Source organism: Cytobacillus purgationiresistens (assembly GCF_030813235.1).
Classification (GTDB): domain Bacteria; phylum Bacillota; class Bacilli; order Bacillales; family Cytobacillaceae; genus Cytobacillus; species Cytobacillus purgationiresistens.
In genome coordinates this window covers 158,466-183,480 of the sequence record NZ_JAUSUB010000001.1, presented here as the reverse complement: position 1 = coordinate 183,480, position 25,015 = coordinate 158,466, and the positions used below count along the sequence as shown (strand labels likewise).

At 36.7% G+C, this 25,015-nt stretch carries 28 protein-coding genes and 5 pseudogenes; 11 read left to right on the top strand and 22 right to left on the bottom strand.

Annotated features, from left to right (window positions below):
- Positions 1-71 precede the first annotated feature (71 nt).
- A complete protein-coding gene (locus J2S17_RS00975; RefSeq protein ID WP_307471014.1) occupies positions 72-1,271 on the bottom strand; it encodes an acyl-CoA dehydrogenase family protein in 1,200 nt (399 codons plus the stop codon).
- Positions 1,272-1,487: 216 nt separating this feature from the next.
- Complete coding sequence (locus J2S17_RS00970) at positions 1,488-2,477, bottom strand: MBL fold metallo-hydrolase (RefSeq protein ID WP_307471012.1); 990 nt, start codon at positions 2,475-2,477, stop codon at positions 1,488-1,490.
- A gap of 177 nt (positions 2,478-2,654) precedes the next feature.
- On the opposite strand from J2S17_RS00970, the gene J2S17_RS00965 reads away from it, so the two are divergent.
- Positions 2,655-3,284 carry a helix-turn-helix transcriptional regulator gene (locus tag J2S17_RS00965; protein WP_307471010.1) on the top strand — a complete coding sequence of 210 codons (630 nt, stop codon included), beginning with the start codon at positions 2,655-2,657 and terminating at the stop codon, positions 3,282-3,284.
- Positions 3,285-3,429: 145 nt separating this feature from the next.
- Here the strand turns inward: J2S17_RS00965 and J2S17_RS00960 are convergent, their stop codons facing one another.
- The 4 genes from J2S17_RS00960 to J2S17_RS00945 all read right to left on the bottom strand — a co-directional run bounded on the left by J2S17_RS00960 (position 3,430) and on the right by J2S17_RS00945 (position 5,847).
- Entirely contained in the window at positions 3,430-4,041 is a 612-nt protein-coding gene (locus J2S17_RS00960; protein ID WP_307471008.1) for a superoxide dismutase, read from the bottom strand.
- A 223-nt stretch (positions 4,042-4,264) separates the two neighbouring features.
- The gene (trhO, locus tag J2S17_RS00955) at positions 4,265-5,239 is read right to left on the bottom strand and encodes an oxygen-dependent tRNA uridine(34) hydroxylase TrhO (RefSeq protein WP_307471005.1); all 975 of its coding nucleotides are present in this window, start codon (positions 5,237-5,239) and stop codon (positions 4,265-4,267) included.
- A gap of 17 nt (positions 5,240-5,256) precedes the next feature.
- Positions 5,257-5,520 carry a DUF1450 domain-containing protein gene (locus J2S17_RS00950; protein ID WP_307471003.1) on the bottom strand — a complete coding sequence of 88 codons (264 nt, stop codon included), beginning with the start codon at positions 5,518-5,520 and terminating at the stop codon, positions 5,257-5,259.
- Between the two features lie 84 nt (positions 5,521-5,604).
- Entirely contained in the window at positions 5,605-5,847 is a 243-nt protein-coding gene (locus J2S17_RS00945; protein WP_307471001.1) for a VOC family protein, read from the bottom strand.
- Positions 5,848-6,085: 238 nt separating this feature from the next.
- On the opposite strand from J2S17_RS00945, the pseudogene J2S17_RS00940 reads away from it, so the two are divergent.
- A pseudogene (locus tag J2S17_RS00940) lies at positions 6,086-6,292 on the top strand (AraC family transcriptional regulator); the annotation flags it as partial.
- Here the strand turns inward: J2S17_RS00940 and J2S17_RS00935 are convergent.
- The 3 genes and pseudogenes from J2S17_RS00935 to J2S17_RS00925 form a co-directional block, all read right to left on the bottom strand.
- Positions 6,276-6,521, bottom strand: a pseudogene (locus J2S17_RS00935) (tyrosine-type recombinase/integrase); the annotation flags it as partial. The pseudogenes J2S17_RS00940 and J2S17_RS00935 sit on opposite strands and share 17 nt — an antisense overlap.
- A 196-nt stretch (positions 6,522-6,717) precedes the next feature.
- Positions 6,718-7,293, bottom strand: a complete 576-nt coding sequence (locus J2S17_RS00930; protein ID WP_307470999.1) for a CHASE3 domain-containing protein — start codon at positions 7,291-7,293, stop codon at positions 6,718-6,720.
- A complete protein-coding gene (locus J2S17_RS00925) occupies positions 7,286-7,849 on the bottom strand; it encodes a sigma-70 family RNA polymerase sigma factor (RefSeq protein ID WP_307470997.1) in 564 nt (187 codons plus the stop codon). Before J2S17_RS00925 ends, J2S17_RS00930 begins: the two co-directional genes overlap by 8 nt.
- A gap of 241 nt (positions 7,850-8,090) precedes the next feature.
- Between J2S17_RS00925 and J2S17_RS00920 the strand changes: the two are divergent.
- Positions 8,091-8,473, top strand: a pseudogene (locus J2S17_RS00920) (GyrI-like domain-containing protein); the annotation flags it as partial.
- Positions 8,474-8,525: 52 nt separating this feature from the next.
- On the opposite strand, the gene J2S17_RS00915 reads toward J2S17_RS00920, so the two are convergent.
- The gene (locus tag J2S17_RS00915) at positions 8,526-9,578 is read right to left on the bottom strand and encodes an ATP synthase beta subunit C-terminal domain-containing protein (protein WP_307470995.1); all 1,053 of its coding nucleotides are present in this window, start codon (positions 9,576-9,578) and stop codon (positions 8,526-8,528) included.
- A 178-nt stretch (positions 9,579-9,756) separates the two neighbouring features.
- Here J2S17_RS00915 and J2S17_RS00910 point away from each other — a divergent pair.
- Positions 9,757-10,475 (top strand): annotated as a pseudogene (locus J2S17_RS00910) (alpha/beta fold hydrolase).
- A gap of 278 nt (positions 10,476-10,753) precedes the next feature.
- Here J2S17_RS00910 and murG read toward each other — a convergent pair.
- The 3 genes and pseudogenes from murG to J2S17_RS00890 all read right to left on the bottom strand — a co-directional run bounded on the left by murG (position 10,754) and on the right by J2S17_RS00890 (position 13,064).
- A pseudogene (gene murG / locus J2S17_RS28775) lies at positions 10,754-11,832 on the bottom strand (undecaprenyldiphospho-muramoylpentapeptide beta-N-acetylglucosaminyltransferase).
- 128 nt (positions 11,833-11,960) lie between these two features.
- The gene (locus J2S17_RS00895; RefSeq protein ID WP_307470989.1) at positions 11,961-12,329 is read right to left on the bottom strand and encodes a DUF4363 family protein; all 369 of its coding nucleotides are present in this window, start codon (positions 12,327-12,329) and stop codon (positions 11,961-11,963) included.
- A 6-nt stretch (positions 12,330-12,335) separates the two neighbouring features.
- On the bottom strand, positions 12,336-13,064 hold the full coding sequence (locus tag J2S17_RS00890; RefSeq protein ID WP_307470987.1) for a DUF421 domain-containing protein: 729 nt from the start codon (positions 13,062-13,064) through the stop codon (positions 12,336-12,338).
- A gap of 136 nt (positions 13,065-13,200) precedes the next feature.
- Between J2S17_RS00890 and J2S17_RS00885 the strand changes: the two genes are divergently transcribed.
- Entirely contained in the window at positions 13,201-13,734 is a 534-nt protein-coding gene (locus J2S17_RS00885; protein WP_307470985.1) for an RNA polymerase sigma factor, read from the top strand.
- Positions 13,718-14,485 carry a hypothetical protein gene (locus J2S17_RS00880; RefSeq protein ID WP_307470983.1) on the top strand — a complete coding sequence of 256 codons (768 nt, stop codon included), beginning with the start codon at positions 13,718-13,720 and terminating at the stop codon, positions 14,483-14,485. Before J2S17_RS00885 ends, J2S17_RS00880 begins: the two co-directional genes overlap by 17 nt.
- 30 nt (positions 14,486-14,515) lie before the next feature.
- Here J2S17_RS00880 and J2S17_RS00875 read toward each other — a convergent pair whose 3' ends face one another.
- The 3 genes from J2S17_RS00875 to J2S17_RS00865 all read right to left on the bottom strand — a co-directional run bounded on the left by J2S17_RS00875 (position 14,516) and on the right by J2S17_RS00865 (position 16,398).
- On the bottom strand, positions 14,516-15,151 hold the full coding sequence (locus tag J2S17_RS00875; protein ID WP_307470981.1) for a hypothetical protein: 636 nt from the start codon (positions 15,149-15,151) through the stop codon (positions 14,516-14,518).
- 134 nt (positions 15,152-15,285) lie between these two features.
- A complete protein-coding gene (locus J2S17_RS00870) occupies positions 15,286-16,041 on the bottom strand; it encodes an exodeoxyribonuclease III (protein WP_307470980.1) in 756 nt (251 codons plus the stop codon).
- Positions 16,042-16,110: 69 nt separating this feature from the next.
- The gene (locus J2S17_RS00865) at positions 16,111-16,398 is read right to left on the bottom strand and encodes a hypothetical protein (RefSeq protein ID WP_307470978.1); all 288 of its coding nucleotides are present in this window, start codon (positions 16,396-16,398) and stop codon (positions 16,111-16,113) included.
- Between the two features lie 128 nt (positions 16,399-16,526).
- On the opposite strand from J2S17_RS00865, the gene J2S17_RS00860 reads away from it, so the two are divergent.
- The gene (locus tag J2S17_RS00860) at positions 16,527-16,967 is read left to right on the top strand and encodes an OsmC family protein (RefSeq protein ID WP_307470976.1); all 441 of its coding nucleotides are present in this window, start codon (positions 16,527-16,529) and stop codon (positions 16,965-16,967) included.
- 364 nt (positions 16,968-17,331) lie between these two features.
- Here the strand turns inward: J2S17_RS00860 and J2S17_RS00855 are convergent, their stop codons facing one another.
- Positions 17,332-18,198, bottom strand: coding sequence for a LysR family transcriptional regulator (locus J2S17_RS00855; RefSeq protein ID WP_307470974.1), 867 nt, complete (start codon positions 18,196-18,198; stop codon positions 17,332-17,334).
- Between the two features lie 116 nt (positions 18,199-18,314).
- Between J2S17_RS00855 and J2S17_RS00850 the strand changes: the two genes are divergently transcribed.
- A complete protein-coding gene (locus tag J2S17_RS00850; protein ID WP_307470972.1) occupies positions 18,315-19,244 on the top strand; it encodes a DMT family transporter in 930 nt (309 codons plus the stop codon).
- Between the two features lie 49 nt (positions 19,245-19,293).
- Entirely contained in the window at positions 19,294-19,488 is a 195-nt protein-coding gene (locus J2S17_RS00845) for a hypothetical protein (protein ID WP_307470970.1), read from the top strand.
- A gap of 1,039 nt (positions 19,489-20,527) precedes the next feature.
- Here the strand turns inward: J2S17_RS00845 and J2S17_RS00840 are convergent.
- Both J2S17_RS00840 and J2S17_RS00835 read right to left on the bottom strand, forming a co-directional pair.
- Positions 20,528-21,094 (bottom strand): hypothetical protein, encoded by a 567-nt coding sequence (locus J2S17_RS00840; RefSeq protein ID WP_307470969.1) that lies wholly within the window; start codon positions 21,092-21,094, stop codon positions 20,528-20,530.
- Between the two features lie 24 nt (positions 21,095-21,118).
- Entirely contained in the window at positions 21,119-21,427 is a 309-nt protein-coding gene (locus J2S17_RS00835) for a nuclease-related domain-containing protein (RefSeq protein ID WP_307470967.1), read from the bottom strand.
- Between the two features lie 82 nt (positions 21,428-21,509).
- Between J2S17_RS00835 and J2S17_RS00830 the strand changes: the two genes are divergently transcribed.
- Positions 21,510-21,959 (top strand): hypothetical protein, encoded by a 450-nt coding sequence (locus J2S17_RS00830; RefSeq protein WP_307470966.1) that lies wholly within the window; start codon positions 21,510-21,512, stop codon positions 21,957-21,959.
- 5 nt (positions 21,960-21,964) lie between these two features.
- Here J2S17_RS00830 and J2S17_RS00825 read toward each other — a convergent pair whose 3' ends face one another.
- From J2S17_RS00825 to J2S17_RS00815, 3 genes are read right to left on the bottom strand one after another with little or no spacing between them, the layout of a single operon-like run.
- Complete coding sequence (locus J2S17_RS00825) at positions 21,965-22,291, bottom strand: HIT domain-containing protein (RefSeq protein WP_307470964.1); 327 nt, start codon at positions 22,289-22,291, stop codon at positions 21,965-21,967.
- The gene (locus tag J2S17_RS00820) at positions 22,284-23,018 is read right to left on the bottom strand and encodes an AAA family ATPase (protein WP_307470962.1); all 735 of its coding nucleotides are present in this window, start codon (positions 23,016-23,018) and stop codon (positions 22,284-22,286) included. The genes J2S17_RS00825 and J2S17_RS00820 overlap by 8 nt, the downstream gene beginning before the upstream one ends.
- 5 nt (positions 23,019-23,023) lie before the next feature.
- Positions 23,024-23,773 (bottom strand): GNAT family N-acetyltransferase, encoded by a 750-nt coding sequence (locus J2S17_RS00815; protein ID WP_307470960.1) that lies wholly within the window; start codon positions 23,771-23,773, stop codon positions 23,024-23,026.
- Positions 23,774-23,911: 138 nt separating this feature from the next.
- Here J2S17_RS00815 and J2S17_RS00810 point away from each other — a divergent pair, with 138 nt between their 5' ends.
- Complete coding sequence (locus tag J2S17_RS00810; protein ID WP_307470959.1) at positions 23,912-24,988, top strand: AbrB family transcriptional regulator; 1,077 nt, start codon at positions 23,912-23,914, stop codon at positions 24,986-24,988.
- The last annotated feature ends 27 nt before the right edge of the window (positions 24,989-25,015 follow it).

Genomic DNA, 25,015 nt, shown 5'->3' with positions numbered 1-25,015 from the left:
CTTGCCAACAGGTGTTCTTACCGCCTCTACTATGACCGCTTCTCTCAATTCTATCTTCCTTTCAAGCTTATTTATAATCCTATATTTTTCGCAATAATATTTTTCATAATTTCATTGGAACCAGCATAGATCGGCATAACAGCCACATCTCTATACCGGCGGGCAATATCATATTCCTCCATAAAGCCATAACCTCCATGGAGCTGCAAGCAACGTGAGGACATTCTTCTTGCCATGTCTGTAATCCACCATTTTGCCATCGATACTTCTGTGGCGATATCTTCCCCCTTCATATGACGAGTCGCTAAGCTATCTAAGAAGGTTCTGCCAATCGTTACTTCTGTTGCCATTTCTGAGATTTCAAATTGCGTATTTTGGAAACTGCTGATAGGCTGTCCAAAAGCTGTTCTGTCCTTCACGTAATCAATTGTTGATCTTAACATTTCTTGCGCAAGGGCCAGTGCTCCTTCCGCACAAATTAATCGTTCTTGCTGCAGCTTCTCCATTAAATAGTAGAATCCTTTTCCTTCTTCACCAAGTAAATTCACTGCTGGCACCCGAACGTCTTCAAATATTAATTCGGCTGTATCCTGAGAATGTCCGCCAAGCTTTTTTAACTTTCTGCCCTTCGTAAAGCCTGGCGTATCCGCCTCTACCATAATAATACTTATACCTCGATGGGCTGGTCTCACCTTTGTATCCGTTTTCACTGCTACGAAAACCAATTCGGCATTGATGCCATTGGTGATAAACGTCTTTTGTCCATTGATGACATAATGGTCACCATCTTTAACAGCTGTTGTGCTCATTCCAGATAAATCAGAGCCTGTACCTGGTTCAGTCATTGCAACGGCAGTTAACATTTCACCGCTAACGAACTTAGGCAGATATTTTTTCTTTTGCTCTTCTGAACCAAATATTTCAAGATAAGGAACAACGACTGTGCTATGTAAGCTTGCTGTGCCCAAGCCTGAACCAACACGTGCTGTCTCTTCTGCTAATATCATATTAAATCCAAAATCCAGTCCTAAGCCGCCATATGCTGGATCTACCTGTGGACTTAAAAATCCCTGCTCGCCCATTTTATGAAACAGTTCACGAGGAGTATAATGATCTTCTTCCCATTGGTCGAAATAAGGCGTGACTTCCTTTTCGATAAACTTGCGTAAAGAAGATCTAAACATTTCATGGTCTTCATTATAAATTTCTCTATTTTGTTTAAATAAGTTAAATGATGATTTTCCTTGGTTTTCACTCGTTTTCGTTGACATGGTTTACCCTCGCTTTTTAGAATATTTTTCTTTAGTTTGATGACGGTTCTTCATTCACTTGATGCATCTTTCTGTACTTTTTTATATGCAAAAACTATGCCAGTTATAAAAAAGGGAATACAGATCGCTATCTAACATTTTTATGTCTACAAAAAAACACAAGAAGATACACTTTTGTTCTGAAGTGTGTCTTCTTGTGTACATATTTAAAGCGCATTAAACTGCTGTATAGTGCCAAATACCATCTTTTTTTGTTTTTGCAATCAGGTTTGCATGCTCAAGATAGTCTAAATGCCCGATAATTTCTGACATGACTAAACTAAATTCAGTCATATATTTATCACTGTAAAACACTTTGGCAATTTCACTTGCAACCGATATGTCTTGTTTAATGACCTCCTTGATTTTTTCAGCCTTATGATCCATTCCAGTCACGCGCCTTTTAATCAATTCGTCGGGGTTGCCAAGCTCTCGCCCATGACCTGTATATACTGTTTCGATATCAAGCGTCATACATTTTTCCAGTGATGCTTTATACTCTATTAATGTTTGTCTTCGCTTCCCGTTTCTGTCAGGTTCCACAAGGGCGTTACTAGAAATATGGCCGATTAGATGGTCACCGCCGAACAGCATCTTTCTATTTTTATCGAGAAAAACGATATGGTCAGGCGAATGTCCAGGGGTTTCAAATAATTCCATGCCTATTAACGAATCTCCCTCCTTCACGGGGAGGATTTCACCAGCTATGGCCTCGTTTTTCTTCTGGACCATCACCTGTTTAATCTCCTCGACCCGCTTTTTGCCCACTTCGCCACAGCCCATCTCCTGATACAGTTGATTAAAAAAATCGATTCTCTTTAAGAGAAATTCTTCCTCCCGCTGGAGTCGACAAACCGCTTCTTCATGTGCATAGATAGGAACAGGATGAACGGATAAAATACGATTGATTAATCCGGTATGATCTTCATGAGAATGTGTGAGAATGATCCTCTGTATATCCTTAAGTGAAAAGCCATTATTATGCAAAGTCTTATTCAGTAAATCCCAGCAGGATTGATGATCAATCCCTGCATCTATTAATGAAAGCCCATTGACATCCTCCACTAAATAAAAATTAAAACTCCTCAAACTTCCTTTTGCTGGTAAAACTATAGGGTGAATTGTCATTTCTTCTTTTGTGCCAATCATTCGTACACCTACTTTCATTTATGTAAAGAAATTGCGATATATTTTTCTATAAAGCAAGAATGATGCCAACTTATTTGTTATTGCTTAAGTTTTTTTATACAATATAGTATAATAAGTTTAACTATAAACGGTTCATACTGAGTAGTGCAAAAAATATTTTCACTTTTATCTTAATACAAAGCTTGAGGTGATGTTATGGAAGTCCAAATTAATTCAACAAAAGATAAAGTGCTTCATTTACTTAAAAAAGAATCGTCCATGACTGTCAATGACCTTAGGGATCGCTTGAAAATTACTCATATGGCTGTAAGAAAACATCTAACAGCCCTTGAAAATATCGGTTTTGTATGTTCTAAAGAAAGTAAACAATCTATCGGAAGACCGATACAAATATATTTTTTAACTGAAAAGGGAGAAAAGTTTTTCCCAAAAAATTATGAAGGGATTTCTTTGGAATTCCTTCAAGACATAAAAGAAATGTACGGAAACAGCGCAGTTGACGCTTTATTCAAGAAAAGAGAAGAACGATTAACGGTGGAGTATTCCGAAAGATTGGCAGATAAGACAAGCGAAGAGAAAATTGCAGAGCTTGTCAAAATCCAAAATGAAAAAGGTTATATGGCTGATGTTGATCAAGTAGATGAGCAAACCTATGAGCTCACTGAATATAATTGTCCGATTCTTACCGTTGCCAGCTCTTATAAAACGGCTTGTCATTGTGAGACACAAATGTTAAAAAGTGTCCTTGATACCGACCAGGTGAATAGAGTAAATTGTAAAACGGAAGGTAATGATCATTGCAAGTTTCAAATTCAATTCAAATAAAAAACACTTTTGGGCTATCCCAAAAGTGTTTTTTTATAATCTAAAAAAAGTTCATATTTTTTTAGGTATAAAATGTCTAGCGCAAGCGCCTACCCCCTCTAAAGTCTATAGCCTAAAGGTGAACAAGGCGCTTGCGCTTTTCTTATTATTTTGTTGCAGCGTAAAGTTTGTTTACTTCATCCCAGTTTACAACATTGAAGAAAGCTTGAACGTAATCTGGACGTTTGTTTTGATATTTCAAATAGTAAGCGTGTTCCCAAACATCAAGGCCAAGAATTGGAGATTTACCTTCCATTACTGGGCTGTCTTGATTTGGTGTGCTAGTGATAGAAAGCTTTCCGCCCTCAGATACTAACCAAGCCCAACCAGAACCGAATCGACCAGCTGCTGCTTTAGCAAATTCGTCTTTGAATTGATCATAGCTACCGAATGCTTCATCGATCGCACCAGCAACATCACCAGTTGGTGCTCCGCCGCCATTTGGAGAAAGAAGAGTCCAGAATAAGCTATGGTTTGCATGACCGCCGCCGTTGTTGCGTACAGCAGTACGGATGCCTTCAGGTAAAGAATCAATATTAGAGATTAATTCTTCGATAGATTTGCTTGCAAGATCAGCGTGGCTTTCAAGCGCAGCATTCAAGTTATTTACATATGTCGCATGGTGACGATCATGGTGAATCACCATTGTTTGTTCATCAATATGAGGTTCTAATGCATTAGTTGCGTATGGTAACGCAGGAAGTTCATGTTTAGCCATTTTCGGGTTCCTCCTAATATGTAAGATTTGGTTACAAGTTTATTTTAATAAACTTTAAATACTTTTTCAACTAAAAAGTATAAAAATAAAATAAAATATTCAATTCCATACTTTTATTGGATCCGGAGCATGGTCAATTAGATTTATAAATTGAGCACAAATTCTCTGCGAAAAAACGGTACAAAAAATCCTGAAGGACTTATACACCTTCAGGAATTCGAAATTAGTTCATGTTTGCTGTTTGTTCTTTTTCGATCATCTTTATGCGTTCATTCATTCCTTCTTCACTTAATTCATGTTCTATTACATAAAGATTGTCTGGATGAACTCGGCATTCATGAGAACAGGATCGTAAATATTTATCTTCGTTCTCTTTTGTTGCCATAAAGCGTTTATCGCATTCAGGATTCGCACAGTTTATATAGCGCTCACAAGGCTCCCCTGTAAAATAGTCCTTGCCGACCACAACATGTTCTTTATTATTGATTGGAACTGTAATACGATCATCGAACACATAACATTGGCCATCCCATAGCTCGCCTTGAACTTCTGGGTCTTTTCCATAAGTGATAATTCCGCCATGAAGCTGACTGACATCCTGATAGCCCTCTTGTACAAGCCATCCAGAGAATTTTTCACAGCGAATGCCTCCGGTACAATATGTGAGAATTTTTTTACCTTCTAAGATCTCATTATTTTCTCTTATCCAGTCAGGTAAATCTCGGAAGGCTTCAATATCTGGTCTTATAGCGCCTCTAAAATGTCCAATATCGTACTCATAATCATTTCTTGCATCGATCACAACCGTATCTTGCTGCTGCATCGCTTCATAAAATTCCTTTGGCTCTAAGTAGGCACCTGTCACTTCATTAGGATTAACATCGTCTTCTAGGTTTAATGTAACAATTTCGGTTCTTGGGCGTACATGCATTTTTTTAAAGGCATGCTGTTCCACTTCATCCACTTTAAATACCATGTCAGCGAAGCGTTCATCCGCTTTCATTATTTTCATATATTGCTCTGTGTTTTCAACTGTTCCAGAGACAGTTCCATTAATACCTTCTTTTGCAACCAGTATTCTTCCTTTTAATTCCAGGCTCTTGCAAAGCTTCAAATGCTGCTTAGCAAATCCTTCTGGGGATTCAATCGGTACATACATATAATACAATAATAATCGGTAAGGCTTTTGCACTGTCATTCTTTCTTCCACCTTGCTTATTTAAATTCTTTCATTTTTTTTAGAAGCTCAGACGGACTTTCCGCTTGAACAAATTCTCCATTAATAATCGCATATGGAGATTGCTTGCAGTATTTACATTTGCTTTGACATTCGTATTGCTTATATTCCACGCCTTTTCCTTGCAAAAAAGGCCCGATCACTGAAAAGTCTTCATCAGAATAAAAACGATCCAAGTTCTTTTCACAAAACTCAATCGTTATTTGTTTTTCTTTAGAGAATAATTTTTTTAATAGGCTCATTAAATAACATCCTTTGTTAGATGTTTTTCTACTATAAGGTATCTATAATCCTTATATAAATATATCATGTCTTTGCAAAAATAATCAAACCCTTCTAGTTGTGATTCTTATATAATAACCATCAGGATCAATCACGTGAAAATCAATCATTTCCCATAACTGCATCTTCAACTCTGACTCTATTTCATCTGAATAGTACTCTTTCATTTGTGCATAAGATTCATAAATATCATCGGCAAATATGACAGGTTCAACACCCGTTCCTTTTCTTAAATTCGCTCTTGAATTAAAATAATGATCAGAAGATAATACTTGATCTGATGTCAACAGCAAGGAAAATCCTTCATGCTTAAAAATGCAGCTTTGATCTGATTTAGCACTGAATCGCTAAGAGCGTTTCATAAAACTGTGTCGAAGCTGCTAAATCTTGTTCCAGCATGAAGTTCATCTATACCACCCCTTTATATCCAATTTTCATTCAGGTACATACTACAAAACTGTGGACGGTCTGTCGGGTGAACATGAATAATGACTGTTATTTTTTATTTGAAGGGAGGTCATGAAGGTGGATATGCTAAGAAACATGAATAATGCGATGCAGTATATTGAAGATCATCTGACAAAAAATATCGACTATAAAGGTTTTTCTGAATTTGCGTTATGCTCAGAGTACCATTTTAAAAGGATGTTTTCATTTTTAGCGGGGATGATATTATCTGAGTGTGTGAGAAAAAGAAGATTAACTCTTGCTGCCTTTAAATTGACACATACTTATAGTGTAATGTAACCACTGGATGATTATGATTTAAAATCGTTTGTAATTCTGCTATGTTTTTAAATTGCTTATAATGCCAATATCCGAAAGTCTTTCTCATCGTATGAGTACCAATACCTTCTGATATATCGATCATATCTGCTGCTTTATTAAGCTGTCTATAAGCCTGGATTCTGCTGATTGGTAGATTTCCTTTTCGAGAAGGAAAGAGCCATTCTGTATCTGTTAATGTGGCTATATAATGTTCTAATTCTGTCTTTAAGTTATTTAAATATAGTGGTTCTCTTTATTAATTTTTATAGAATTAAAAAACGCTTGACTTTTCAGGCGTTCATTAATTTCAATATAACCAAAAAATTTTAATATTGTCCAAAAATCAATTCGGTAGTATTTTATCTATATACTAAAACGATACATTCACGTTATAAATCTTGACCAACTATAATTATCCACTCATTTGATTTTTGTTTTTCAATCGGTAATTTAAGTTCAGACATGTCCCCGTCATCAACAAGTTCTATTGTAGCTTCAAATTTAATTTCATTCACCCTGTTTAATTCTACTATTTTAGTGTCAGAGATTTGCTGCTCAATACTTAAGTACTGCTCTTTTTGTTCATCTTTATTTGGGAATCTTATATCATTTGAGTATTCTACCAATAATGAGACATCATTAGTCTCTAAAGCATGTAAATAACTATTCAAAAGGTTTGTAACTTCATTAATGTCATGATCAGTAGCGTTATTACTATGATCTACTTGCTCATTCTGAATAGATGTAAGGTTAAAGTCGTATATGTTCAAGAAAATAATAAGTACTGAAATAGTTACTGCAACACTAAAGGTAGATGCCAAAACATATCTAAGAGAGGGAAATTTATATGTACTTTTCTTCTTTTTGATGCCTTCAAAGACCTTTTCTTTGTGATTAGCTTCAAATTTAATATCTTTGAATACAGTTCGGTTCATTTTTTCATCAAGGTCATTAAGTTTATTCAAGAAAATCCCCTCCTTTTAGCTCTTTCTCAAGTAATTTTTTCCCCCTATAAAATCTTGATTTTATAGTATTTATATTTAAATTAAGTAAATTAGAAATTTCTTTTAAGCTTAGACCTTCATAATAATAAAATATAATAACCTCTCTATATTTACGTGGCAACGAAAGAATTTTCTCTGAAATGAACTGTCCTTCTTCCTTTCTAATACATTCAATATCTGACGCTGGGTGCATTACCTTTTGGATGGAAGTTTTTATCTCAGTTAATACAACATTTCGATGTGACCAACTCTTTAAATGGTCTTTACATTTGTTTATCGCAATTTTGTAAAGCCAAGTCTTATGGGAAGAATCTCCTCTAAATTCATCTAAATGTTCGTAACACTTTATAAAAACTTCTTGTGCAATATCTTCAGCGGAATGTTTGGTACGCACATATGAATATGCAAGTCGAATAATCTTATCTCCATATTCATTCATTAAAAAATCAAGCTTCTCCTCCTTACTCCAATTATTATTTATTGAGGGTTTGGATTGTGTAAATTGTAATTGATTCATTTTTCTATCCTCCTCTACTTATTAGACGATTTTTCTCTTCGTTTAGGTGCAAAATATTCATTTATATTCATAATTCGAATAGTGGTTTTGAAATCCAGTATATATAATCCGTAAATATTCTTCTATAACACACTCTCTTAAAATGCTCTATAGCCAAATTAGATTCATATTTAGTGGACTATCTATTATTCGATTCAAAATTAAGCTGTTCTATCTCACGCTTTATAGGGGCACTACCAGGGTTAATCCAGAACTTGAGGCAATGTGGAAAGGATTGCAGATAAAAACAATTAATCAGCTTAAAGCACTTTCCAACATTCAACCTCAAGGATTAATCAGCGCTTCAACTAGTTTCTCTGAAGGAAGAAATGACGAAAAAGGTGATCTCTATCATATGATTGGAGCTGCTGATGGAAGTTTCAGCTTCCACTTGGGCAGTTTTTGAAGCGATTGGTCCTTTTCCTGAAACCCTGCAAAATGTTTGGGGACGCATCTACTAGAGAATAGTTCCCTACTGCACAGTACGAAATTGTCGAGGGTCCAGAAATATTATTATGGAATCAGGATAAGGATACTTCCTCTCCTGCTTTCAAGAGTGAAATATGGATTCCGATAATAAAATAGCTGGTTATACTTTTCAAGGCATCAAAATGGTTGATGCCTTGTTTCTTTTTTGCTAATTCATTTCAAGTTGGCCGATAAAGGCTAAGTGTTCCGGTAACATAGCGTCAGCCTTACCGTCAATGATTTTCCTAACATCTGATAATGTTTCAGATAAGTGGACAGATAAACCCTTAATGCCGGTAAACTCTTCAGCAACATAAAAAGGTTGAGTTAAATAGGCTTCCAATCGTTCTCCTCTTTTATAGGTTTGCACTTCTGAATCAGGGAGTTTCTCTATCCCTCTCGTTTGAACAATCGATCGCAATTCACGATATCTGCGGAGAAGTTTTTGTGCATTTTGTTGGATTGTTAAGTGGTTTTGGTCTAGGTGTGCACCTTCAAGTACTGATGAGGTTGAATACAAAGGGCTGACGGCAGGATATTTATGTCTTGCTGCAAGATCGACATCAAAATGCCATAGCGTTTCCAATGGTCCATAAGGCATATCTTCATCGACTACCTCTCCTTTTAAATCCACCAGGAAAGTTGTCACATTATTCATCCCTATATTATTTAATTGTGTTTGTAGCTCGATAATATCCCCAGTCAGAACATGTGATCGATCAGCAGCAAATGCAATATTCACATCTTTTCCTTTAGCAGATATCTCTTCATATGCTTCCTTAATCGAAGAAACCTTCATATCAATAAATTGAAAAACATCCTCAATCTCTGGATAATCCCCATCTGGCAGTAATAAAACGGTCGTATAATCCTCTTTTTGCAGCCGGAAAAATAACTCTGACAACAAGACTAACTGACCCATTCCAGGTCGTGCAACTAAGCCAATCGTTCCTCCTTTTGCCAACGGTGCAAATAAGTCCAACGCTTTAATTTTCGTCTCAATCATTTCAACCTTTTCCCCTTTCAATATTAATTCGTCTATCGTGCATTCCGCTAAAGATGCAAGTGCGGCAATTGTGCGAAGCTCAGCTCTTCCAACTGGAATCTTCCCTGTACACAAATTGGATACTGTTGCCGGACGCAACCCAACCGATTTAGCAGCTGTAGTAAGGTTCGGCACCTTTCTCCTTAATAAAGCAACATTCAAGCATAAATTTTCCACTGCACCCACCTCCTTACTTCTAAAGGTAATTTATATTACGTTACAAAGCAACAATAATTACCTTGAAACGCAAAATATTTTCAAAATTTAATTAATTATTTCGATTTTTGTTCACAAATAGGAGGATTTTACCTGCTTTTGTCGAAAAATCAATTATTATCTTCACTAGGAGGCCACAATGATATTACACACAGATATACAAGGTACAGGTGAACCGCTTGTTCTGATTCATTCTGGAGGAATGACAGGCGGAACAGAATACACAGAGCAAAGTGATTATTTTTCAAAAAAAGGTTATATGGTTATACGACCTGATTTAAGAGGGCATGGAAAATCAACTGGCCAAATTGAAAATTATACAAGCCATTTCGCTAATGATTTACTGGAAACGCTGGAATCATTGAAGGTAGAGCAATGCCATATTGCTGGTGTTTCATTAGGCGGACAAGCAGCACTCATGTATGCAAAAAAACACCCTGAAAAGGTGAAGTCCCTCACATTTTCAGGATCCTTCCGATCGAACCTTACAACTGGAAGGAAATATTACAGGAGGAAGCAGGTCGCTTCGAAACCCATATTTTTGGTAATGAGGAGGTTGTTCATTTTATGAACAATATTCATGGTGAAAACGATTGGAAAGCGCTATTTTCCTCATTTAATAATAATGATTTTTATCCATTTCATGAAACCGGAGATGTTGGGGGATTAAAAATACCAAGCATGTGCTTAATAGGCGGCGACTCAGTATTTGAATTTACAGCAGCAGTTCAATATCGCGATTTAAATAGGAAGATAAACACAGCTATTATCCCTTTTGCCGGTCATCTCGTTCACCGGGATCAGCCTGAATTATATACGAAAACACTTGAGGCTTTTTTGGAAAAACTAAATAAATAGCTGTTTTAGATTTTTACGGATAGAGGACTTATCATTTGCCCTTTGAATGAGATTTTCTCATGTGAAGGGTATTTTGGGGTTCTATCTCCTTAGGCTTGGTTTCACTTTAGAGGAGGCATTTATTTGGGTTTATTTGACCTTCCTCTTGGTTTCTCAAGTATGAAGGGCTTTTATTTTTGGTATATTAACCCTTCATCTCTGTGTCTCTTATATGAAGGGCCTTTAATCTTGATTTATTGACTTTACATTTAGTTTTCCATCAATGAAAAGCATAAAGTCTATTGCGCCTTGCTTTCGATTTCTCGGATCTCCTTCAGAAGATAATCCAATCCATTCGTCAATGGAGATTGCTTCATTGTTTGTATGATTTGTGCGCTTTTTAGCTCCAGCTCTTTCAATGCTATTTCTAATGTCTCAACACTTAAATTCTCTTCATCCAAGACAATGGCAAATCCATTGCGTTCAAATGCTTGTGCATTTAGTATTTGGTCTCCTCTGCTTTGTTTCTTTGATAATGGGATAATGAGCATTGGAATTTGTAATGATAAAAACTCGAAGATTGAGTTTGAACCACCCCTTGTGATAATAAAACTGGAAGCAGCAAGGATATCCGGCAACTCATTGTGAATATACTCAAATTGTTTATAGCCATCTACTTTATTTAACTCAGAATCTAACTGTCCCTTTCCACAAAGATGGACAATCTGGAACCGTTTAGTTAATGACTCCAATGACGAGCGCACGGTTTCATTGATCGCTTTAGCACCTAAGCTCCCACCCATAATCGTAATGATCGGCTTTTGGTCGTGAATCCCGAGAAAGGACAATCCTCTACTCGCTGTTCCAGTGAAAATTTCTTTTCTAATTGGTGAACCGATTGCTTTTACCTTTTCTGATGGAAAAAACGCTGCGGCTTCCTCAAATGAAGTAAAAATTTTCATTGCAAACCGCTTGGAAATTTTATTTGCCAATCCGGTGTCAAATCGCTTTCATGTATATAGATTGGGACTCTCAATATACTGGCAGCTAAAATAACTGGAACAGAGACAAATCCTCCTTTTGAAAATAATAAATCTGGTTTTATTTTCTTCAATATTTTATGTGCTTCAGAAGTTCCTTTGAGCACTCGAAAAACATCTTTCACATTTTCCATATCGATGTATCTTCTCAGTTTCCCGCTGCTAATCCCAAAGTATGGCACATTCAATTTCCCTATTAACTCTTTCTCTATTCCACTATGTGATCCAATATAGTAGAGGTCATTTTTGTCATGCTGAAGCTCATTGATTAACGCAATATTAGGTGTTACATGTCCAGCAGAGCCCCCGCCAGTAAACATAATTTTTCTCTTATTCATTTAATGACCACCTATGCTTATTTTTACTTTATTATATAAGAAAACAATAAAAATAAGAGAGAAACCCTCAATAAAGTAAAAAAAAGCTAGCAACAAGGAAAATTCCCCTGCTTGCTAGCTTTAACACCTCACTTGCCTAATCCATCCCAAGTGAATCTTATCTCCTGCAGCTCGGCTTTTGCACCAGCTGCATCCTGTTCATCGACATATCCAATCGCACGGTATATGGCAGCACCCATTCTGTTTAATTCACTTTTTTCAACAGAGAATTGAATGCGTTTTTGGACAATCAAAAAAGCGTCTTTTGTATCTTTAATATTCTTATCAGCTGTTGCCCAATCACCATCGTCAATGCTTTGATTAACGAGCTCAACGTATTGCATAACATCATCTTCATCGGTAAAAGATTTTTTCAAGAAATCACCGGATTTCATCGTCATAATAAAGATTGCCAGGATGAGCAGGGGAACAACCTTATAAAGTAAAAACTCCTTCATATGAAGCTACTTTAAACCTTTAAAGTCGGTGATATCAACTGGATTTTCCATCTTATCTTTATAACCATCGAGAAACAGTTCTCCAGTTGCATCGATGACAGCCAAAAAAACCTCTGTAATATCCTTATACCCCTTTGCTTCTAATTGACCCTGCAGCCATAATTGATCCTTATTCACTTGTTTTAGATTATTCTCCACGAGAACGCCATCATATATGAGCTCGGTACCCATTCCTCGATAGGTTGCTTTTATTTTCATGTCACTTGGTGTGACTGGCAAATTATCAGCTTTTTTAAGTATCGAGAGTTGACCATCTTTTTCAACGACTGCATATTGAACCTCTTTTATATCAAACACACCCTTTTCTCGGAGCTGTTCTTGCAAATCTGATATCCTAAAGCGAAGTTTTTTCATGACTTCGTCCATAATCTCGCCATTCATAATGACTATCACTGGTTCTCCGTCAATATAGACAGAGGCCTGCCTCCACCTGACAGCAACCTTTTGCATAATCAAAACCATAATCGTCCATCCAAATAGTGCAACCCAATAGGGCCAAGCATCAGTCGTAATATCCGAGGATAAATTTGCCGCAATTGAGCCGATTGTAATCCCCAAAATATAATCAAAAAAAGTAATTTGGCTCACTTGCTGCTTTCCTAAAAATCGAGTGAAAATGAGTAAAGTTCCAAATGCAATAATCGATCTTACAAGGACAACGATAGTCTCATTCACACGATCCACACTCCTATTATAAGTAAATTTAGTATTTACCTTTTCAGGGAAATTATCCAAAATAAAGAGAAGGAAACTGCGACCGATTATTACTTCAGACGTCTATATGATAAGAAATTCGAAAGGAGGTCAGCAGTTGGATGCAAATATTGAAAAACATCATAAGATCATGGCCCTTTATGATTTACATAGTGACTCCATATTGAAATATGTAGGGATGTTAATTCAGGATTTTCATAAAGCTGAGGATATAACACAAGATACTTTTTTTAAAGCCTATCAGTCGTTCGATCAATTCCAAGGACAGGCCTCTTTAAAAACATGGTTATTTTCTATTGCAAGAAATTCATCCTTAGATTACTTGCGTAAACAACAGCGATCTAAACTTTTGTTTACAATCCTATCTCACTCATATAAGGAGCGTACCCGATCAACAGAACAAGTAGTGCAAATCAACGAAGACATAGAACAACTTTATTCAGCCTTAGACAAATTAAAATTCACTTATCGCGAGGTGATCATTCTGAGAAAAATAAAAGAGTTCTCTACGAAAGAAACCGCAGAAATCCTTGGTTGGTCTGAAAGCAAGGTTAAATCCACTCTATCAAGAGGTATAAATCATCTTGAAAAGCTGCTGTTAAAGGAGGAGCATTATGAAGAACTCTCATGAAGACAAAGGCTATTTAAGCCATTCTCTAAAGCAAATGGACAGCCAGATGGAATGGACTCGGATAAGGAAGGGTCAACTTGGGGCTAAGTTAGTACAGCAAATAACTCGAGAAAACAAAAAACAAAGAAAACGCCTATGGGTCGCTCCCACACTCTCATTTAGTTTCGCCGCTTTTGCTCTTATATTTATAGCGACTATACTATCCAGCTCAATCACAACTAACCAAGACTCCAACAGTCCAATATTGCAAGAAGGAATCCATTTTAATTATGAGAAGAATCACAACAATCAAAGAGAGCCCGTTCTAACTGAACAAGGCAGAGAGCAATCAGTTTATCCGCTTGATGCTGATCAGACTATTGATACGATCATCGGGGAGCCTAATATAACACTTGCTATCACTAATATCGATGGAAAACAGCAAATTGAATCACAAGCCTTTTATTTAACAACTACTGCAGGAAGAATGATATCTGTACATACACAAAGTCATAGCCAGCCTATAAATCAGTGGGTAGAAGCCTTTTTACCCCATAAGCATTTCCCTTCTAAATCATATACTGCATATGAAGTTGATATCGCTGGCCAGCACGGAGTGATTCAACTTAATAACGATGTTAACCATGGCTCGAGTGAGCGATTAACTGTTATTACAGATAAGAATATCTACTATTTCTATTCAAGCGGAACTTTTTATCCTGAAGAAATGATTAGATTAGCGGAAATGTTTGACTATGAAAACGAATGGTAAAGAAACCACTCATGATGAGTGGTTTCTTTACTACTTCAATAGATGATTAACGAAAAACAGCGTAAAGATTAGAAATAAAATTTCAATTACATACCAAACCAGCTCTTTTTTAAATATGAGATCTTGCCGCTCTCTTATGTAAATTTCTCTTAGGTTTTCTTTCATTTCATGATATCGATGAATTTTCCACCATTTTTTAAATATTAATGTATATGTATGTTGGCTCTTCTCGGTTCTGTTCCAGCTGATAATCAGTTTAGTGTGATCTTCTAGTAAATTGAAAGTATGTTTCTTGTTATACATGCTTTCTTCTTCTATATAAGGAATGTCAAATGTATTTAGCTCCCTCTTAATATGATTTACGAGGTCGCTTCTTGTCGTTCTATGTACAGTGTAAACACGTCCATATATAAAAATTCTATAGATGATATAAACAATGAGAATAAAAATAAAGATGTATATCGTATTGACTGCAGTCACATCCATGGCTTCTGAAAGTCCGAATACGAATTGAGCAATAGCAATAACAAAAACAAACCCTGTCGATATTAATGATTCAGCTATAAATCCTTTATTTTGTTGGAGACTAAATGCATTTATACACTCAATTAAAATTAAAATAATTCCAGTTAATAATAAATATGGGAAAATAGCACTTTCTATCATTCTCTTATAAATCAACTCCTTCTACACTATTTTATTGTAAGAAACTACCATTCTATCATATCAGTCTAGCCTTACGAATAAAAGAAATTTCAGACAAAAATAAAGGCACCACTTTCATGATGCCTCACTAATTACTATAGCTCTATATTTAACATGACCGGACAATGATCGCTCCCCATTACATCGCAATGAATATCCGTGTCTTTAATTTTATCTTTAATTTTATCCGATACGATAAAATAATCGATTCGCCAGCCGATATTTCTTTCCCTAACATTGGCCATATAAGACCACCAAGAATAGACATCCGTTCTTTCAGGATAAAGAAAACGGAATGAATCAACAAAGCCAGTGGAAAGCAAATCCGACATCTTCCCTCTCTCTTCAACTGTGAAACCAGAATTTCCGATATTAGAGCGGGCATTCTTTAAATCGATTTCTTGGTGCGCGACATTTAAGTCTCCACAATAAACAACAGGCTTCCTCTGATCAAGCTCAATTAAATATGACTTTAAGGAATCCTCCCATTCCAATCTGTAGGATAACCTTGTCAAATCCCTTTTTGAGTTGGGAGTATACACATTTACAAGGTAGAAATCAGCAAATTCCAAGGTTAAAATTCTTCCCTCATCTTCTGTTTCATTATCGCCCAAACCATATTTTACTGACATTGGTTTATGTTTTGTAAAGACAGCTGTTCCAGAGTAACCTTTTCTAAGCGCATAGTTCCAGTATTGATGATAGTTTTCAAGCTCCAGTTGAATTTGCCCTTCCTGCAGCTTTGACTCTTGTATACAAAATATATCTGCATCTACTTCATTAAAATAGTCTAGAAAGCCCTTTTTTACACAGGCTCTTATACCGTTTACATTCCAGGAAATAAGTTTCATGTTGAGTATGCTCCTTGCTTATACATTTTAATATCATAGATTAACATGCTATCACTATTTTTGCATAGATTAATTGCGAAAAAGGATGTATGAAAGAATTGCAAGGAAAGGAAAAAACAAAACCATCGCAAAATAATTATTCCTTGATAACTTCTTATCTTTTTCTCCTAGCACTTTCGCTAACACCCATTCCAATCCGCGCATACCGATAAAAATGATAAGAATGGCAATCACAATCCCGATGCCTTCTAACCCTAATATATTTGGAATAAAAATTGCAGTCAAAAACCCAAAAAGAAAAGCTAAAAATTCAGATAAAGTATTTTTGGTTTTTAAGAACCAATCAAGTATGTTCACAGTTTCCCCCTATGACTCTATTTTATTTTATTTTACATGATTATGTTTTGCGATAAAAGCCAATCCTTTCCTTTTTCACCTGATTATCTGTATAATTCTTGTATTACAAAACTAATGGAGGGTTAAACGTGGCAGAACACCAATTTCTTTTAAAAGCACATTGGCCTGGGTTACGAAATGATGTAGGAGAGATTGAAAGCGGTCAATTAAAAACAAAAGTATCCATTCCCCCTGAAATGAACGGGCCAGGAGTGGGGACAAATCCAGACGAATTGCTGCTGGGTGCAGCCGCAACCTGCTATATTATTACATTAGCTGCGATAATGGAAAGAAGCGGCTTAGCTAAAAGAGATTTACATATGGAGTCAGTTGCCATTGTGGATGAAACAAAAGGGATACTAACGTATAAAAAAATCATCCATAAGCCAACCATTGTCTTAAAAGAAGATGCAAGTGAAAAAGACCGTTCACGAGCCCTTAAACTCGCTCAAAAAGCGGAATCATCATGCATGATATCGCGAGCTATTAATGGAAATGTAGAAATTGAATTAATAGCTGAAATTGTTTGAGATCTGGATTAGAAAAAAAGAGAGTTGTCTTTTGGACAGCTCTCTTCTTTTCTTGAAATAAAGGATATTGTGGAGCCTAGTAGAGTAGGTATTTTAATTGGTTTGAGGACTAGAATGATAATCCAGTCCTTTTTCAGGGATCAAGCGCGCTCGACCGAATCGAAAACTAATTTTACCGTCAAGTTCCTCTATCGCTACTCTTCGCATTCACCAAGAAACTAGTTTCAATATCAACTTATCCTATCACTCTCTTACCATTCACTCGGGCACTATTTTCATATCTAACCTATTTAATGCTCACCTAACTTAGTACCCCGCTTCCATAACTTGACCTTGCTCCGACAGTCAACCAATAATGTTTTCATCATTGCTCTTTGATCCACCGTTTTGTGACCTCTACAAACTGCTTTGTTGCAGGAGATAAGTTGAAGCGTGTAGCCAGTCCGAGTACACGATAACTATCTTGTGCAAGTGGAATCGCCTTGCATCCGGATGGCAGTGTTTCCAGTAACATTTCCGGCAGGATGCTTACACCTAAATCATGAGCTACCATTGACTTGATTGAATCCTCCGCCATTAATCCAAAGCGGATATTAGGCTGTAGCTGGCTATTCTCAAACAGAAACTTCACTTCATGGTATCCACCATAGGTCGGCATGATGAAAGGAACATCGACTAACTGGGTCAGCTGAATCGTTTTTTGTTGAGATAATGCATTTTGTTTGGAAACAATGCAAAGGAGCCTGTCTTTTTTCAATGTAATGATATCAAAATGATTTGAATGATCAACATTGATAAATCCACAGTCGATTTTCCCGTTTAATATGCCCTTCTCAATTTCGAAATAATCGCCTTCGATGAGCTCAATCCGAATGTTGGGAAACTCTATTTCCATAATATTAATAATTTCTGGCAGCCATTTTGATGAAACACTTGTAAATGTCCCTACTCTCACTGTCCCTTTTGTTAATCCGGTGATCTTCGCTGCTTCCTGGTGCAGCTGTTCATCATAGTGCAGTACTTTTCGTATATTCAAAAGCAATGCATGACCTTCATTGGTTAACGTAATTCCTGATCGGCTTCGCTGAACGAGTGAAAAACCGAACTCCTTCTCCAAATTAGCAATCGCATGACTGACAGCTGATTGTGTCAGTCCTAGAAAATCGGCTGTTTTAGTGAAACTGCCAAGCTCTGCTACCTTACTAAAAACCTCATATTTAACTAAGCTCATAGAATGTCTCCTTACATGAATTTTTTTAATGTAATCAATGAAAAATATTCGTTTTATTAATATCAAAACCTCGATTATAATACAGATTGAAAACATGATGGATGGAGAATGATGAAATGAGTAATCGAGCAAAAGCAACTATTTTACTAGTGGTTGTTAATTTCTTTTGGGGACTCTCTTATATATTCATGAAGATGGGATTAGATTCCCTGCAAACCTTTAATCTAGTGGCACTTCGCTGCATAATTGCTTTCTTAATTGCCGGACTCATTTTTTATAAATATTTATTGAGAATTTCGATTCAGGCAGTGTTAGCATCAACCGTTTTAGGTTTTTTACTTTTTACAGTTTTTTCTTTTGTTACTTTCGGTTTAAGCATGACTAAGGCTTCAAATGCAGGTTTCTTATTAAGTTTGACTGTTGTTTTTGTACCGGTGATTCAAAGCATATTACTTAAGTCATTGCCTTCTTTGCCAATACGCATCGGGCTGTTATTGACAATTACTGGAATTGGCTTTATGACACTTAATAGTACGTTAAGTTTGAATCCTGGTGATGTTTTATGCGTGATCTCTGCCCTTGCTTACGCGATTCATATTCTTGTAATAGAAAAAGTTACAAAGAAACATGAAGCCATTGCGATTGGTGTGCTTCAATTAGGTATAGCTGGGTTCATTGCTTTCATTTTCAGTTTAATCTTTGAAACGCCATCACTGCCCAGCAACTATGATGCATGGATTGCGATATTAGGTCTGGCCATCCTGTGCAGTGCATTCGGTTTCGTCTGTCAGGCGGTTGCACAAAAACATACAACTCCTACACAAACAGGGCTGATGTTTTCATTAGAACCGATTTTTGCAGCGATGCTGGCTGTCATCATCTTAGGTGAAAGCTTATCTATAAAAGACTTTACGGGCGCCTCGATTATTATTATCGGTGTTTTAGTCGCTACGCTTGCAAACAATCGTACAGAAATCAGTTTACCTAATGAAACAAGCATAAACGAAAAATATCAAGTCAGCAAAAATGAGAACGGCAGTGTGTGAAACACTGCTCAGCTTGTAGACAAAAGTTAAAGTAAGCTAACTGCCTTGGATGTGGAGATTTGTCCGCTCGACTCCTTCTGAATTAAAAGCAGCTTTCGATGAACCGCCAATCATTCCGAGCGCATCCAAGGTTGAAAATGTTGCCTTTATGGCTAACTATATATCCATTTACCATTCCATGAATGGGAAAGAAGAGTGGATTGTCTCTGCAAAAGACGTGGAAATGCCACAGAAGAAGCGTTAAATGAAAAGCCATTCAAACTTTCGATAGATAATAAGGAAATAACCTAGCCTACAGACTATTTACGAACAATATGCCCTATCAAATAAAACAAAGTTATTTGATGGCCTTTCACCCGCAGAAGTTTTCCAGCTCTATTTCTATGCCGATCAAATTCAGGACCCAGCAACACAATATAAGTTATACATTCTGGATGAAGAATCTCAACAACCATTCGAGAATAAACAAGCGTTTATCGATACCTACTTTAAGGAAAGAAATAGTATCCTGCCTGAACAAAGTATTCTCCATAAAATATTAATAAGCGATTTATCTGAAGTCATAGTAGATGAACAGACTGCGTATATAAATATTAGAAACGAAGGAACTGCATTTAGGTTAATAAAAGATAAACTAGGCATTTGGAAAGTGAAGTGGCTACCGCTTCAATAGGTTATATAATGTGGATTAGAGCAGTAACCGCTAAATGGGTTATTGCTTTTTTAATTTTGTTGCACTGGAAAATCTTATTATAAACTAGTTACCCTTTTCTTGCTTTTCTTCTCCATCCGGGCATTAGTTTGCTCAACTAGTTACCCCTTTCTTACTTTTCTTCTCCATCCGGGCATTAGTTTGGTCAACTAGTTACCCCTTTCTTACTTTTCTTCTCCATCCGGGCATTAGTTTGCTCAACTAGTTACCCTTTTCTTGCTTTTCTTCTCCATCCTGGCACTAGTTTGGTCAACTAGTTACCCCTTTCTTGCTTTTCTTCTCCATCCGAGCATTAGTTTGGTCAACTAGTTACCCCTTTCTTGCTTTTCTTCTCCATCCAGGCACTAGTTTGGTCAACTAGTTACCCCTTTCTTGCTTTTCTTCTCTCCGGGCATTAGTTTGGTCATCTAGTTACCCTTTTCTTACTTTTCTTCTCCATCCGGGCACTAGTTTGGTCAACTAGTTACCCCTTTTTGAGATTTCCCACCTTGTTCGGGCACTAGTTTGACCATCTAGTTACCCTTTTCACCCTTCCCTACCTTGTCCATGCACTAGTTTTGATCATAAAACATTATTCCATATGTTTTGGACCGTAAAATGCTTTTTGTGTACGCCCCAAAAGTTCAAATGAGGTTTTTAGTCTATTTCTGATAAATTTTTTTGAACAGGTTCCTCCACACCAATCATAAATCATATTTGTCATGATCTTAGTCTGTGGGAATAGCAAATAGAAATCTTGAATGCTTCGAAATAGCCCTTGTTCTTTTTTTTCAAAATAACTGCATGTGCTCCAATGTATTTTTGAATTTTCGGGGTGCATGAAACTTCTACAACTAGGGCAAGTTATTCCTTTTTGTAAATCAGAATATTTATAGGAAGGGATTCGGGAGAAACGATTTTCACTTATCCTTAGGCTTGTAAGTTGTGCTGAAAGATTACTATGAATGAAGGTTTTAGGTGATTGCTGATTTAATTTATTCAAAAAACGCGGTAGCTGTGTTGGAAGAATTATTTTTTCATTTAGAGGTGCTTGCAGGAGCGTAAATTCAGGGTTAACGAAGACAAGAAAGGATTCAATCGGAATATTGAATTTATTATGAGCCAATAATTGCCTAAGAGCTGTTTCGCTTCTCTTCAATTGATTAAGTGGATTCTTTATTTCCTATCCCGATATGCTGAACCAGCAATCCTTATCTACATAAAAATCTCCTTCGTAATTTTTCACTTCAAGGTGATAGAGTTTATCATATAGGATGAGAAAGTCTATTTGAAAAATGGTTTGGTTTATTTCGAGTAAAAGATCATGGAGAATGACTGCTTTGTTGGATTGCAGGCTTAGTTTTTCGCAGAATGCCGCCTCCCCTTCAAATCCTTTTTCAAGGTTATTAACATAATGCTGTTCATTGGACTCTAAGTGCATTCTTCTAACTAACTGACGCATAATTAACAGTTCTTTATTAGGTATAATCATCACATCTATCCTTTCTTTTGATTAATATCCATACTATCATTATTTCAAGGCAGGACAAACAAATGTAAAGAGAACAATTAAAATGAAATGGTGTCTTTTAAATTCTAAAAATGGATTACCCTTTGGCAACAATGAATTTGACTGCCCTTATAACCGTAAGGGACCCACTTCTGCCTGTCCCTATCTTAAAAGGATTATCAAACAAGGTGGAGAAGCCCTGGGGCTTCACCCAGATGACGATTTAGGGAAAGAGCTATCTCACTTTTCCCCCGAATTCTTCCCGCACACAATTGGCACTCCTATCATAGATAAGCTTGAAAAAGAGCCTAAAAATGCTGACTTCTCCTACTATTCTATTGATGCATTTAATAGCACGGAATACTTGCAATCCCCAATCGATATTATTAAATACCGATGCTTTGGACAAAAGCCCAATATTTATGAAAGAGTAATTAAAGAAAATCTTTCACAAATCAGCGGAACTTTCAGGCTTAGCTGTAACCTATTCACGCTATATTGTTTTAAAATATAATAAAATCACTTCACTAAAGGCTCTCCGTGAACAATATGCCAATGAAGATGCTTTGAATCTTGATAGTTTCCCAGATTGGTCAATACCCGGGCAGCCCCGTTCTCTTCGGTTACCTGTGCAGCAACTTTCTTTATGACTTCCAACATTTCAATTAATAATGGATGGTCTTCTATCGTTAGCAAAGAATCAATATGCTGCTTTGGAATGGTCACGATATGTACGGGATAAAACGGTTTGGTATGATAATAGGCAAGAACATTTTCCGTTTCATACAACTTTTGTACTTCTGTTTTCCCGTTTAATACTTGATCACAATAAAAGTCTTCAGTCATCTGGTGAATCCTCCTTAAATAATTCCTCTAAATACCTTTGCCGATTTTCCAGAAAATAACGAGTAATTTGATAGTGGTCGGTCTCTTCATACTTTGTTTCTGCTATACAGCCATCATCGAAATTTAAAATCGTTGCATCCGGATAGCCGAGCAAGATAGGTGAGTGAGTGGCAATGATAAACTGACAATCTTCATTTTTGGTTAAATCATGGAGAATTCTTAAGAACGCAAGCTGCCGAGCGGGAGATAGTGCTGCTTCCGGCTCATCTAATAGATAGATAGCTTTTCCTTTGAAACGATTTAGGAATAAGGAGATAAACGATTCTCCATGTGATTGATGATGCAGTGACTTTCCGCCATAATCGCGATAGCCTGTAGTATCTATGTCATCTATATGACTAGCAAACTGATAGAAGGATTCAGCACGCAGAAAGAAACCGTTCGTCACTTTCGGCATCCAAGATAATCTAATATATCCCCCTAGCGCTGATTGGGCTTCATGCACCTCATAAAGATTGTTTCTCCCCCCTCCGGCAGTATGGAAGTCACATTTATCTGCTATAGCCTCCAGTAAAGTTGATTTGCCTGAGCCGTTCTCACCAACTAAGAAAGTGATTCTCTTAGTCAGCTCAATTTCATTCATATTTTTAATAGCAGGAATGGAAAAAGGGTAGGTTTCCTGTGAAGGAATTTGATTTTGTAATTTTGTAATACGAGTTAAGAACATATGACTCACCTTTCATGGTTTTTTAAATAGAGGTAGAAAACTTCAGTTGTTTCATTTAGCAAACAACCATTTCGCAAAAACACTCTAACCATCGTAGTATTTTCTTCAGCTGTGCTTCCAATATAATAGCTTGCGCCGATGCTAATGAGTGATTGAAGCGAATCAGCATGCATTTTTGCCGCAAAGCCCTTTCCCCTTTGTTCTGGTAAAATACCGAAATAAAATAGCCTGCCCTCATCCTCTGTTCCTGGTTCAATATGGGGAATGCTAATCCCAATTGGCACCTCTTTATCAAATGCTGCCATGCAGTATTTTTCCCATCCATGGCCTAATTCACTTTTCACAGATTGCATTTGTGCGTCGATCTTCATTCCAGGGTTTTTACACCTTTCCCATAAAGACTGGAATTCCATTACGGTTATTTCATCTTTAGCAATAGTCTTCCAAACCAGATTACTTGGCTCGAAATCTGCATTTCCCAAGTTTCTTTTTACTGTCACATTGGTGGAAAACAAATGAAAGCCGAGTTTAATTAATTCACGCCTTTTTTCTATGTAATCAAGATCATTATTTTTAATTAATAGTACGCCGATTCGAACCAGCTCTTGCTCTTTCGCTAATGAGAGGACTGATCCCATTCTTGAAGAGAATAGAAGATGATTTAGGCCATCATCCTTTTCTTCTATAAATATATATGTCGGAAGCCCATTCAACAAATTTAGCTCTTTGCCAGCTAAGTCCTTATACCTTTTCATCTTTATCACCGCCTTCCCATTTATTCTGTTATTCAGAGTGAATTCCTGCTAGTGATTAAACATTAACTATAAAAATATGGTAATATGAACGTATATTTCATAAATCGAAATGATTCAATTAAAAAAGAAGGTCATCATATGAATTCTCAAAAGTTTCCGAGCATGGTTTTTGCCTTTTTATTGGCATCACTTTGCGGACTTATCTTTCATTTATTACATATCCCAGTCGGCTGGCTATTAGGATCAATAGCCTCGATTATGATTTTTACGATTGTCACAAAAAAAGAGCTTCACTGGCCCCCTTACCTTAGAAACATCGGAATACTTATCATCGGTTATTCGATGGGACTATCATTAACAAAAGAGGCACTTATTTTTATTGGCCACCAATTGCCTTCCATGTTACTAATGACAGTATTCATTGTGTTATTAAGCGCATTGACTGCTTTTCTCATTTCAAAGCTAACTGGAATTAATTATCCGTCGGTTTTGATTGGCAGTATACCTGGCGGCTTGTCTCAAATGATGATACTTGCAGAGGAAACAAAGGGAGTCAATGTAACTGTCGTCACTTTCCTTCAAGTCATCCGTTTAATTATGATTATTTTCCTTGTACCCTTTCTCATTTTTGGTCCACTCTTTGGTGAAGAGCAATCATTTGTACCTGAAGTTGTCACTCCTCACTGGAGCGGACTCTTTCCAAATCTGATTGTTTTTGCTGTCGTTGCTATTGTTTTCGCGCTTCTGTTTAAAAAGATGGGTACACCGACGCCGTTTCTGCTTGGTCCTATACTTGGCACAGCTTTGCTTGGTCTTATCGGCTTTAATGGACCAGAACTTCCAATTGGCTTGCTCGACTTATCACAAATACTTATTGGTGTGAATATCGGATTAATGATGCATCCTGAAAAGCTAGAGCATAAAACAAAGCTGATTACGCTTGCATTGGTTAGCAGTACTTTTTTAATCCTCGGCTCTCTTTTCCTGAGCTTTGTACTAAGCCAATATTTTCATTTTTCAGAAGCAACTAGCTTCCTCAGTCTCTCTCCAGGCGGCATGGATCAAATGGCCATCATCGCTCATGAAGTTGGGGCAGATCTATCAGTTGTCACGGGATACCAGCTATTTAGATTATTTTTTATCTTTTTCGCTGTTCCTCCCTTGTTAAAATGGATTTTTAAGAAATCGCTTAAATACAGTTCTTCAGATAGATGACCAAAATTGGTCATCTTTTTTACTTTA